16 protein-coding genes are annotated in these 11975 nt (G+C 29.7%); 4 read left to right on the forward strand and 12 right to left on the reverse strand.

Going from position 1 to position 11975, the window contains the following annotated elements; all coding sequences use genetic code 11:
* Nucleotides 1-9 precede the first annotated feature (9 nt).
* The 11 genes from B5L73_RS00070 to hspQ form a co-directional block, all read right to left on the reverse strand.
* Nucleotides 10-1176, reverse strand: a complete 1167-nt coding sequence (locus B5L73_RS00070) for a pyridoxal phosphate-dependent aminotransferase (RefSeq protein ID WP_085146560.1) — start codon at nt 1174-1176, stop codon at nt 10-12.
* A 16-nt stretch (nt 1177-1192) separates the two neighbouring features.
* Nucleotides 1193-2344: an alpha-hydroxy acid oxidase gene (locus B5L73_RS00075; protein ID WP_085146562.1), complete on the reverse strand. Its 1152-nt coding sequence runs from the start codon at nt 2342-2344 to the stop codon at nt 1193-1195.
* Nucleotides 2344-3495 carry an alpha-hydroxy acid oxidase gene (locus B5L73_RS00080; RefSeq protein WP_085146564.1) on the reverse strand — a complete coding sequence of 384 codons (1152 nt, stop codon included), beginning with the start codon at nt 3493-3495 and terminating at the stop codon, nt 2344-2346. Before B5L73_RS00080 ends, B5L73_RS00075 begins: the two co-directional genes overlap by 1 nt.
* Nucleotides 3496-3503: 8 nt before the next feature.
* A complete protein-coding gene (locus B5L73_RS00085) occupies nt 3504-4013 on the reverse strand; it encodes an acyloxyacyl hydrolase (RefSeq protein ID WP_085146566.1) in 510 nt (169 codons plus the stop codon).
* A 15-nt stretch (nt 4014-4028) separates the two neighbouring features.
* Complete coding sequence (locus B5L73_RS00090) at nt 4029-4391, reverse strand: cytochrome c-type biogenesis protein (protein ID WP_085146568.1); 363 nt, start codon at nt 4389-4391, stop codon at nt 4029-4031.
* Complete coding sequence (locus B5L73_RS00095; protein ID WP_085146570.1) at nt 4388-4906, reverse strand: DsbE family thiol:disulfide interchange protein; 519 nt, start codon at nt 4904-4906, stop codon at nt 4388-4390. Before B5L73_RS00095 ends, B5L73_RS00090 begins: the two co-directional genes overlap by 4 nt.
* Nucleotides 4896-6773 carry a heme lyase CcmF/NrfE family subunit gene (locus B5L73_RS00100; RefSeq protein ID WP_085146572.1) on the reverse strand — a complete coding sequence of 626 codons (1878 nt, stop codon included), beginning with the start codon at nt 6771-6773 and terminating at the stop codon, nt 4896-4898. Before B5L73_RS00100 ends, B5L73_RS00095 begins: the two co-directional genes overlap by 11 nt.
* 2 nt (nt 6774-6775) lie before the next feature.
* A complete protein-coding gene (gene ccmE, locus B5L73_RS00105) occupies nt 6776-7195 on the reverse strand; it encodes a cytochrome c maturation protein CcmE (protein ID WP_085146574.1) in 420 nt (139 codons plus the stop codon).
* A 10-nt stretch (nt 7196-7205) separates the two neighbouring features.
* Nucleotides 7206-7433: a heme exporter protein CcmD gene (locus B5L73_RS00110; protein ID WP_085146576.1), complete on the reverse strand. Its 228-nt coding sequence runs from the start codon at nt 7431-7433 to the stop codon at nt 7206-7208.
* Complete coding sequence (gene ccmC / locus B5L73_RS00115) at nt 7430-8137, reverse strand: heme ABC transporter permease CcmC (RefSeq protein ID WP_085146578.1); 708 nt, start codon at nt 8135-8137, stop codon at nt 7430-7432. Before ccmC ends, B5L73_RS00110 begins: the two co-directional genes overlap by 4 nt.
* Nucleotides 8138-8298: 161 nt before the next feature.
* Nucleotides 8299-8619 (reverse strand): heat shock protein HspQ, encoded by a 321-nt coding sequence (gene hspQ / locus B5L73_RS00120; protein ID WP_085146582.1) that lies wholly within the window; start codon nt 8617-8619, stop codon nt 8299-8301.
* 88 nt (nt 8620-8707) lie between these two features.
* Between hspQ and B5L73_RS00125 the strand changes: the two genes are divergently transcribed.
* The gene (locus tag B5L73_RS00125; protein WP_085146584.1) at nt 8708-9259 is read left to right on the forward strand and encodes a septation protein A; all 552 of its coding nucleotides are present in this window, start codon (nt 8708-8710) and stop codon (nt 9257-9259) included.
* On the forward strand, nt 9252-9593 hold the full coding sequence (locus tag B5L73_RS00130) for a DUF2794 domain-containing protein (protein ID WP_085146586.1): 342 nt from the start codon (nt 9252-9254) through the stop codon (nt 9591-9593). Before B5L73_RS00125 ends, B5L73_RS00130 begins: the two co-directional genes overlap by 8 nt.
* Before the next feature lies 1 nt (nt 9594).
* Here the strand turns inward: B5L73_RS00130 and B5L73_RS00135 are convergent, their stop codons facing one another.
* Nucleotides 9595-10359, reverse strand: coding sequence for a Bax inhibitor-1/YccA family protein (locus tag B5L73_RS00135; protein WP_085146588.1), 765 nt, complete (start codon nt 10357-10359; stop codon nt 9595-9597).
* A gap of 77 nt (nt 10360-10436) precedes the next feature.
* Here B5L73_RS00135 and B5L73_RS00140 point away from each other — a divergent pair, with 77 nt between their 5' ends.
* On the forward strand, nt 10437-11477 hold the full coding sequence (locus B5L73_RS00140) for an aldo/keto reductase (protein ID WP_085146590.1): 1041 nt from the start codon (nt 10437-10439) through the stop codon (nt 11475-11477).
* Entirely contained in the window at nt 11468-11974 is a 507-nt protein-coding gene (locus B5L73_RS00145; protein WP_085146592.1) for an invasion associated locus B family protein, read from the forward strand. The genes B5L73_RS00140 and B5L73_RS00145 overlap by 10 nt, the downstream gene beginning before the upstream one ends.
* The last annotated feature ends 1 nt before the right edge of the window (nt 11975 follow it).

Consider the following 11975-nt stretch of genomic DNA (forward strand, 5'->3'; position numbering starts at 1 on the left):
AAATACACCTTATTTAGAAAGCATTTTCTTTATATTTTCCAATGCTTGTGAAATGTTATCTCTAGATGCGGCAAAACTAAATCTAACATAGTTTTGGCAAGTTTCACCAAAAGCCGATCCAGGAACTATTGCTACTCCTGCTTCATGCATAGCCTTTCTCGCGAACTCTGCACCATTCATACCTGTGCCGATTACTTTAGGAAATGCATAAAAAGCCCCTCCAGGTAAACTACATTCTACACCTGGTAAATCGTTTAAACCTTTATAAATTAGGTCTCTCCTTTGAGTAAATTTTTCCATCATTGCATCAATTGAATCGTCTGGTCCATCCAATGCAGCAATACCAGCAAATTGAGCAGCAGCATTAACACATGAAACACTGTTAATTAATAATTTATTAACATGTTCAACTAAGTGTTCTGGCCAAAAACTCCAACCAAGTCTCCATCCAGTCATTGAATAAGCCTTACTCCATCCTTCTAATACAATTAATCTTTCTCTTAACTCTGGATAATTAAAAAATGTTGGCATTTCTTTTCCATCAAAAATTTGTCTGCTATAAATTTCATCGCTAAGTATTGTTACATGAGGGTGCTTCTTCAGACCATCAGCTAAAACATCTACATCTTTTTTCTCTACAAAGCTTCCAGTTGGATTGTTTGGATTTATTAAAATTAATAATCGAGTTTTATCTGTTATCATGGATAATATTTTATCTGGATCAAATTTTAAGTCTTTATTTTCTGTTAGATCGTATGGAACTGAGGTTGAGCCTGTGTAATTTATCATCGACTCGTAAATTGGAAAAGCAGGTGTTGGATGTATAATCTCTGCTCCTGGTTCACCAAAACATTGAATAGCATAACTCATTGTTGGTTTTCCACCTGGCATGATTAGAATTCTCTCAAAATTGATATCAACATTGTAACGTTTTTTTATCCATCTTGTGACTGCTTGACGACATTCAGGAATACCATTTGACATTACATATCCATGATGTCCATCATCAAGTGCTTTTTTTGCTGCCTCAACAACATGTTTAGGAGTTTTAAAATCTGGCTGACCTAAACCTAAATGGATCATAGGTTTACCTTGGGCTTCTAATTTTTTTGCTTCCGCAAGAACAGTAAATGCAGACTCAGTGCCTAATCTTTCTAAACTTTTTGCTAACTTCATAATTTTTAAATTTATGCTAATTTCTATAAATTAATTTTGAACTATTCAACTCTTTTAAGCTTTTACAACCCATTAATATCATATTTCTATTTATCTCATCGTGCATGTTTTTCAGTAGATGCTCAACACCTTGTTGTCCACCTGCGGCTAAAGAGAACAAAAATATTTTTCCAAAACTACAGGCTTTTGCCCCAGCTGCTAAGGCTTTTAGGACGTGTGTACCTCTCCTTACTCCACCATCTAAGATTATTTCTAGCTTGTCTCCTACCGCATCTGAAATTGCTTTTATCTGATCAAATGGCGATCGAGATCCATCCAGCTGTCGACCCCCATGATTTGAAACCATAATTGCAGTACAGCCAATATCAATTGCTCTTTTTGCATCATCAACACTCATAACTCCTTTTAATGCAAAAGGACCGTTCCATCTTTTTATACAGTACTCTGCATCTTTCCAATTCATTGAGGGATCATATTGTTCGTTAATATATTCTATGACTGATTTGGCAATATTAGTTCCTTTACCAGTTTTTGTTGCAACATTAGCTAATTTGAATTTTCCATGTGCAAGGTAATTAAAAACCCAACTAGGATGGCTCGCAAAGCTCATCAAACTTTGTAAAGTTAATTTAGGAGGTGTTGTAAATCCAGTTCTATGATCTCTTTCTCTATTTCCTGCAACTAATGTATCAACGGTTAAACACATTCCATTAAACCCTGATCTTTTACATCTATCTATCAAATCATCTGTTATTGATTGATCTTTATGGACATATAGTTGAAACAATTTTGGTCCACCAGAAATATTTGAAATCTCTTCTATAGTATTATTTGCCATTGTAGACATGCTATAAAAAGTTCCAAATTTTTCAGCAGCTCTAGCTGAAGCTTTATCTCCATCATGGTGGTATAATCTTTGCATCGCACAAGGAGATAAAAAAATCGGCATATCAATTTTTTTTCCAAATATTGTAGTTGATAAATCTGGCTTACCAACACTTGCCAGGATATTTGGAACTAAATCACATTGATTAAAAGCTTCAGTATTTCTTTTTAAAGTAGTCTCATCATCAGCTCCACCGTCAATATAATGAAAAATTGGTGAGGGAAGTTTTTTTTTTGCAAGATTTCTAAAATCATCAAAATTATGGCAATCTTTTAAACCCACTATTTTCTGAATCTTAAATTACTTCTATTTAAATCACTAATTTTAGTGCATCCCATAAGTTTCATATCACGCACTAATTCAGCTTTATATTTTTCTAAAGCTCTTTCAACACCTGCTTGACCTCCAGCTGCTAAAGCATAAAGATATAATCTTCCTCCTGAACAAGCCTTGGCTCCTAATGATAGTGCTTTTAGCATATGTGTGCCTCTATGAATTCCACCTTCACAAATCACGTCTAATTTATCACCAACTGCATCAACAATTTCTGCAAGTTGATCAAAAGGCGCTCTAGATCCATCTAGCTGTCTTCCGCCATGATTTGATACCATTATACCTGTGCATCCTATGTCTACTGCTCTTTTTGCATCTTCTACACTCATAACTCCTTTGAGAGCGAAATGACCTCCCCATTTAGAACAAAGATTTTCAGCATCTTTCCAATTCATAGATTGATCCAACATAGTTGAAAAATAATTTCCAATTGATGAGTTAACATCGGTACCTTCTTTTACAAAATCTTGTAAATGAGGTAATTCAAACTTACCTTTGGTTAGATAATTAATTCCCCACATCGGTTTAGTAGCAAAACTATATAAGCTTGCTAAAGTTAATTTTGGTGGAGAGGTAAATCCTGTTCTTAAATCTCTCTCCCTATTTCCTCCAGTAATAGTATCAACTGTTAAAGCCATCACATCAAATTTTGCAGCCTTTGCTCTTTCCAAACAAGAGTCGTTTAAACCTCTATCTTTATGAAAATAAAACTGAAACATTTTAGGTGTATCAATCATTGAGGAAATTTCCTCAACACTGACTGTGGCTAAAGCAGAAACACCAAACATAGTATTAAATTTTTTTGCAGCTTTTCCAACTGCTCTTTCTCCATCATAATGAAAAAGTCTCTGTAAAGCTGTTGGTGATAAATAAAAAGGTAAATCTAATTTTTTTCCAAATATCGTAGTAGACAAATCGACTTCTTCAACTCCACGCAAAACATTTGGAACTAGATCCACATCATCGAATGCACTGGTATTCCTAGCATATGTAACTTCATCATCTGCTGCACCATCAATATAATGAAAGATTGGTGATGGTAACTTTTTTTGAGCTAATTTTCTAAAATCACTAAAATTGTGACAATCCTTTAAATTCATAATTTTACTTAAAACTTTTTGAGGAAATTAAACATATAACTATTTGCCCCAGGATTTTTATCCCCTAAACTTGCATTAGACACATGATTATATGATACGGCAAAATTAGTTGTATCTGTTGTTTTGTAAGAAAGCTGTAATTCTGACTTAAATTCGAGAACATGTCCAAGATCTTTTCCATCTCCTTCATGATAAAGCCCTGGTGTAAAGCTTGGTGTGAAAAAAAATGGTCCCATGTCCATATTCCATTCCACGCCTGTGTAAATGTATGCAGCAGAATTTTCAGTTATGAATCCTCCAGTAACTGGCGAAATATTTCCTAAAAATGTATTTCTATTTAAATTTTCATTTTGGTGCTGGAAACCTAGCAATGTTGCTTTTTGCTTATCATCACTAAAATCAAAATTTCCAAGGTATAAATTAAATTGATGGTTGTTATCATCGATATCAGTATCCCCGAACAATTTTGAGGGTAAAGTCAAAATTAACAAGATCAAAAAAAAATTTTTTAAAATCATAATATTTAATTAAAATTATTTTTTATAATAAAACTTTTTGATGATTATTGCACCACCTACTAAGAATATCAAGATAGGCAACAGCCATAAAAAGTAGGTATTTTTATTAAAAACTGGATCATACAATATCCATTCTCCGTATTTCATTTTTAAAAAACTATATATTTCTTCCTCACTCATTCCTTGTTGGATTTTATCTTTAATTACCAACTTAAGACTTATTGCAAATTCTGAATCTGAGTCATGCACTGATTGACCCTGACAAATTAAACATCTCAAATTTTTCGCTATTTCATTTTCAGTCTTAATTTCATCTGCTTTTAATAAATTAAAATTTAAAATATTAATTACAATCAAGAATATATAAATAAATTTCATCTAATTAATTTCTGGATTTCTAATAAATCTTCGTTGTTAATTGGTCCAATAAATCTTTTTATAATTTTACTTTGATATATTAAAAAACTTTCTGGAACCCCATAAGCTCCCCATTCTATTGACGCTGTACCATCCCCATCTGAAACAATTAAATCATAAGGGTTTCCCAAATCGTTTAAAAAACTTGAGGCATTTTTAAAATTATCTTTATAGTTTAATCCTATTAATTTAATTTTTTCATTATTTTTTAATTTCATCAAAAATTCATGTTCCACTTTACAGGGGATGCACCATGATGCCCAAATGTTCATAAAATAATAATCATTATTTTCAAAAATTTTTTCTGAGATGATATTAGAATCGTTCTCAAAAGATTTTAATTCAAAAGATGGAACTTCTTTTTCTAGATTGGTGTTCGGAGTATAAATATTTGGATTTTTTAAACCTTTATAAAAAATTACAAAAGTTATTATAAAAATTAGAATTAAGATTAGTGGAATAAATTTAGATTTCATATCTTTTGTTGAAAAGACTTAAAGAACCTCCAAAAGTTATCAATAATACTGAAATCCATATCCAGATCATAAAAGGTTTAACTTGATATCTGATATTAAAATATTCTTGATTCTGAACATAATTCATTGTTATGAATTTATCAGTGAATAAGTTCGTTTTAATATCAGCTTCACTCGTGATTATATTTGGTTGATTATATATTCTTAACTCAGGATTGAGGATATCTGATGATCCATCCAAATATTGGATATTAAATTTGCCTATGATTGCTTTAAAATTTTTTTCATCCTCTTGATCAATATTTTCAAAATTAATTGTAAATTTTTCAGTCTTAAATGTTTCACCAATTTTTAAATTGGTAATTACCTCATTAGAAAAAATATTGTTAAATAAAACACTTAAAATTAGTAAGCTGAAACCAAAATGAGCAATGTTCTGAGATAAATTTTTAAATCTTTTGACAAAAAATTCTCTCGAAGTAGAAAAAAATAAAAAAAAAGCAGATGTAACTAAAATGGTGTTAACTAGGAATTTTATATCAAATTGTTTAATTATTAATGCTGATAATAAAAATGATATTGTCAAAAATACCATCATATAAAACTTATCTTTAAAATCTGATTTAACCCAATTAAGATTTGGCCCAATTGCCATAGCTATTAAAAATGGAATTAAGAAAGGCAATATGAGTTTATTATAAAAAGGTGGTCCAACAGATATTTTATTTGCAGTTATAACTTCTAAAAATATTGGATAAATCGTTCCTATTAAAACTACTGATAAAAAATACATCATAAACCAATTATTAATCAAAATAGATGTCTCTTTACTCAGCCAAAAAAAATTATTTTCTATTTTTTCTTTTCCTGAATGAAAAAAAATGAAAATAAAAATAGATAAAAAGATAAGTGTAAAAAGAAAAATTAGAATAAACAATCCCCTCTCTGGATCATTGGCAAATGTGTGAACTGAATTCAAAATTCCAGATCTTACTAAAAAAGTACCACTCATACTTAAGGCAAAAGTTGCAATTGACAGTATCATGGCCCATGAAGTTAAAATTTTCTTCTTCTCTAAGACTAAGATACAGTGAAGTAGAGTTGTTAATGCAAACCATGGCATTAAAGATACATTTTCAACCGGATCCCAAAACCAAAAACCTCCCCAGCCTAACTCATAATATGCCCAAATAGATCCAAGCAAAATTCCTAGTGTTAGAAAAACCCAAGATGCTAAAACCCATTGTTTAATATGCTTTGCCCATTCTTTTGATACATGTGATGTAACCATGGCAGCAAGAGCAGATGAGAAAATTATCGAAGAACCGACATAACCCAAATATAAAATTGGTGGATGTATTGCTAAAGCAGGATCTTGTAAAATTGGGTTCAGACCTAAACCTTCATTTGGTGTTGGAAAAATATAATTAAATGGACTTGAAGTTTTAATTAAAAAAATAAAAAAACCTATAATTATTATTTGTTGAAATAATAAAGTTAAAATTCTGTAATTTTTTGGCTGCTGACTAGATTTGATTAAAAAAATTGAAATAAACAAAGTTAATACTAGCAACCATAACAACAAACTACCCTCATGATTACCCCAAGTTCCTGAGATTTTATAAAATAATGGCTTGGTCGTATGAGAGTGATTAAAAACAGTTTCGTTACTAAAATCTGAGTTAATAAAAGAAATAATTAATCCAAAAAAACTTAGGACTACAAAAAAAAATTGGGTAAATGTAAAAGATATTATTCTTTTATCTAAAATTTCAGTATTTCTTAAATTTCTAACTGAAAAAAAAATAATAAAAACTGATAAAAAAAGCCCAAAACTTAATGAATAAGAACCTATCAAACTCGCCAAATTTATTTCTCCTCTAATGCAGCCTTAACTTCTGGTGGCATATAATTTTCATCATGTTTAGCCAAAATTTTTGTAGCTAAAAAAAAATTTTTATCTTTTAAATATCCCTCAGCAACAACACCTTTTTCCTCCGCAAAAAGATTTGGCACAACCCCAGAATAAATAACATTTATCTCGTTTTTAAAATCTGTCACAATAAATTTTATTTCTTTTGAAATTATAGTTATAGAGTCTTTTTTAACCATCCCACCTATTCTAATTTTTTTTTTGCTAATTTCACTTAAAGTTTTAATTTCAGTTGGAGACTTAAAAAAAATAACATTTTCCTCTAGAGACTTAATTAATAAAAAAACTGATAACGCTAATGTTGCTAATATTAATAATACGAAAAAAAATCTTAATTTAACTTTTCGCCCATACATGTTTCAAAAGTTAAATGTTTGAAGTGTTTGACAAAATTTCTTTATTTATACTTTGAGATTTTGCAAAAGCTGCCTTCTCAGAATTTAAAGACCCAAATTTTGCTATGAATTTATTTTTTTCTTTGTTGTATTGAATTTTGATGACCAAAAAAAGTGTCAAAAAACTTACTAGAGTAAATGTGAATGCTAACCAAACATACAGTCCAAATCCATTCATAAAAAATAAACTTTCAATCATAATCTATCTAACCCTTTATTCTTAATTTTTATCAGTTCTGTATTATATTTCATTAAAAAAATCAGTAGAGAAAATAGGGCAAATGCCGCAGTCATTGTCAATAAAGGAAAGAGCATTGATATGTGAATTGACGACTTCGAAAGTATGTTGATTGAAGCTGGTTGATGCAATGTATTCCACCAATCTACAGAATACTTAATTATAGGAACATTAATTATTCCCAAAATCGTAATAATTGATGTGACTTTAAATACTTTGTCATTATCTTCAAAAATTCTCCATGCAACAAGATACATTAAATAAAAAAGTGCTAATATTAACATTGAAGTTATTCTTGCATCCCATGCCCACCATGTACCCCATGTAGGTTTACCCCATATCGAACCAGTCACCAGAGCTATTATATTAAATACTAATCCAGAAGGTGCCAAACTTTTTGCAATTAAAAAAAAATTTCTAAATTTAAAAATGTACCCAACTATGGACAAGAAAGTAATAGTGGAAAAAATTCCAAGCGAAATCCAAGCTGCTGGAACATGAACATACATAATTCTGACAGTGTCACTCTGCTTATAATCCTCAGGAGATAATATTAATGCCTCTGTTAATCCTATCGAGAGAATGACGATAAATAAAAATAACACATATTTAGGTGCTTTCGACGTTATTGAAAAAATTTTATTTGGTTCAAAATATTTAAACATTTATGAGATTATATTTATTATGAAAAAACTGCCTGATCAAGAATGCCAGAGGGAGATAATAACGAAGGGTAAATAAGTAGCACCCTTGATCAGAATTAGCCTCATAAAAGCAAATTGCTGTGTCAAAGGTTTGAACTAAATGTGTTAAAAAAGTGGTTTATTTAATTAGATAGCTTGAAATAGCTAGATCCCTTTTTCCCAGAAAAAATTTCTTCAATTAAAGGATGTTTTATTGGCTCATCTGAATCATCAACTAAAAGATTTTGCTCTGAAACGTATGCCTCGTATGTGATTTCATCATTTTCAGCTAACAGATGATAAAAAGGCTGATCTTTTCTTGGTCTTACATTTTTTGGAATCGATTGATACCATTCTTCTGAATTATTAAATTCAAAATCAACATCATAAATTACACCTCTAAAGTCGAAGTGTTTATGTTTTACTATATCTCCAATTGAAAATTTAGCTTTTTGAATTGCCATCGTGTTTAGTATGGGTATTTAAAAACAAAAATCAATAAGAAAAATTAAAAGTTTTTATGAAAATATTATTTATGTTAATATCTCGTTTGTGAACAAATCTTTTTTAAAGTTTTTAACAGATTTTGGACCTCTAGTAATTTTTTTTTACTACTACTACGATAGTGGAAAAGACTTAAAAATTGCAATTCCTCCATTTATTATTGCGACAATAATTGCATTAGCTATTGTTTGGTTTTTAGAAAAAAAAATACCAAAAATTCCTTTGTTAAGTGGAGTTTTAATCACTTTATTTGGTGGCTTAACAATTTACTTTGATAATCCAGTTTTTATTTATGTCAAACCAACAATTATAAATATTCTTTTTGCATTCGCTTTGATATTTGGGAGGTACTTCACAAATGAACCTGTTTTAAAAAAATTAATGGGAAACTCTGTCTCGCTCACTGATGAAGGATGGGAAATATTAAATAAAAGATGGATATATTTCTTTTTTGGTCTTGCGATTCTTAACGAAATAGTTTGGCGAACTCAATCTGAAGAATTTTGGGTAAATTTTAAAGTATGGGGACTATTACCAATTACATTTATATTCACTGCTTTTCAAATAGGTTTAATAAATAAGTATAAAACAAATGAATAATAATTTACGTCTAATAATTGATAATGTTAATAAAAAGAATATTGAAGAAAAACATTTTTTTGAAAAAAATGAACTTAAAATTATTTTAGACTTATACGCTAAAATGGTCTCTGAAGGATCATGGAAAGACTATGGACTTAATATCTCAAGCAAACAAGTTGGTTTTAGTGTTTTTAAAAATACTACAGAAAATGCTCTGTATAAGATTTGCAAAAATTTTAAGCCAAAAAATAAAAATCTTAAATACTTAATTACCGATGCTAATGGAAAAATATTTAGAAATTCGTCTGATTTAAATAATCTATTGAAAAATATTAATTGGAAAAAACTTTAAATTATCTTCTTTGACCAAAAAGTCTAAGCAACATGATAAATAAATTAATAAAGTCTAAATAAAGCGTTAATGCACCCATTACAGCTTTTTTACCCATTAACTCTCCTGTGTCGCTGGCAGCATACATGTTTTTAATTTTTTGAGTGTCGTAAGCTGTTAGTCCTACAAAAATTAAAACTCCTAAAATAGAAATTACGAAATACATCATCGAAGACTTCATAAATATGTTAACAATAGATGCGATTATAATTCCAATTAAACCCATCATTAAAAAAGATCCTAATTTTGTTAAATCTCTTTTAGTTGTGTATCCATATATACTCATCGCTCCAAATGTAGCAGAGCAAATGAAAAATACTCTTGTGATACTCATCCCAGTATAAACTAATAAAATCGATGAAAGAGACAGACCCATCAATGCTGCAAAAATCCAAAAAGTTGTTTGTGCTTTAGCTGCACTCATTTTATTTATGCCAAAGCTCATGTAAAACACGATCCCAAGCGGAGCTAACATTACCAGCCATTTTAACCCTGACATATAAATTGCGTTACCCACTTGAGTTAGTCCAACTATAGATCCTGAGCTATCAGTCACAACTGACATTTTGAAAGTTATAAGAGCAATTATCCCTGTCATAAGAATTCCTGTTGCCATGTAGTTATAGACTTTTAACATGTAGGCTCTTAAGCCTTCATCTGTTACTGCTGTTGATTGTTGGGCAGCTTCTTTCGCTCTACCTAAAATACCTTTTTTATTAAATTCCATGAGATAACATATATAATCTTTTGTTAATTATTCAAGATATCAAAAAAACAATAAATGACTAATGTTGTGAAACACTGATGAATTACAAAAAATTAGGAAATACTGATCTAGATGTAAGTACAATTTGTCTCGGTACAATGACCTGGGGTGAACAAAATACAGAGAGAGAAGGTTTTGAACAAATGGATTTTGCTTTGAACCAAGGAGTAAATTTTTGGGATACAGCTGAAATATATTCAATTCCAATGAGAGAAGAAACCTATGGGGAAACTGAAAAAATAATTGGTAATTGGTTTCAAAAAACAAAAAAAAGAAATGATGTTGTTCTTGCTACTAAAGTTTGTGGAAATACGTCGAACAAATATATTAGAGGTGGTGGAAATAGTTTTGGTAAAAAAAAAATTACAGAAGCATTAGATGAAAGCTTAAGAAGATTAAAAACAGACTATATTGATTTATATCAACTTCATTGGCCTGAAAGAAGTACAAATTTTTTTGGTGATTACGGTTATGAACATGACGAAAATGATAAAGACTGGACACCTTTTGAAGAAATTTTAGAAAGTTTAAAAAAATTTATTGAACAAGGTAAAATTAGATATGTAGGTTTGTCTAATGAAACTGCTTGGGGTTTATCAAAATTTCTTGAACTCTCAAAAATAAAAGGGCTTCCAAAAATGATGTCTGTTCAAAATCCTTACAACTTACTAAATCGAACGTATGAGATTGGTTTAGCGGAAATTTCCATAAGAGAACAAAGTGGATTATTAGCTTACTCTCCATTGGCGTTTGGATATCTAACAGGAAAATATAGAAATAATAAATTACCAGCAAAATCTAGAATGCAATTGTTTAAAGATTTTAACAGATATAAAAATGAAAATGGTCAAAAAGCCATTGATGAATACTACAAAATTTCAAAAAAATATAATTTAGATTTTACTCAAATGTCTTTAAAATTCTGTGAAATTCAACATTTCACAACAAGTGTTATAATAGGAGCAACGACAATGGAACAGTTGAAAACAAATATAGAAAGTGTAAATGTAAATTTAAACAGCGATATAATAAATGATATTAATAAAATTCAACAGAAATATCCTAATCCATGTCCATAATTAAAAAATTTATCTTCACTTTTTTATTTTTAATCATTCCAACTACAATTAGTTTAGCTGATATAAAAAAAGTTGGTAAATTCAAAGATTGGGAAACATTAGTATTACAAGAAAGTTCTGGTAAAGTTTGTTTTGCTCAGTCTACCCCTGTTTTACAAGCACCAAAAACAAATAAGAGAGATGCTAGATTATTTGTTACTTTCAGACCGAGTGAAAAAATTTCTAATGAGATAAGTGCGACTGCTGGATATGAATTTAACAAAAATAATACTGTTTTAGCAACTTCAGGAAATAACAAATTTAAATTTGATATTAAACAACAGGGTTTTGCTTGGATGACAAGTAATAAAAAAGAAAACATAATGGTTAAAGTTATGAAAAAAGGATCAAGAATTATGGTTACTGGTTATAATGAAAAAGGTTCACAAACCATAGATCATTATTCATTATTAGGATTCACAAAGGCCTATAATTCTGCAAAAAAAGCTTGCAGTTAAT

This window comes from Candidatus Pelagibacter sp. RS39, assembly GCF_002101315.1.
In the GTDB taxonomy this organism is placed as follows: Bacteria; Pseudomonadota; Alphaproteobacteria; order Pelagibacterales; family Pelagibacteraceae; genus Pelagibacter.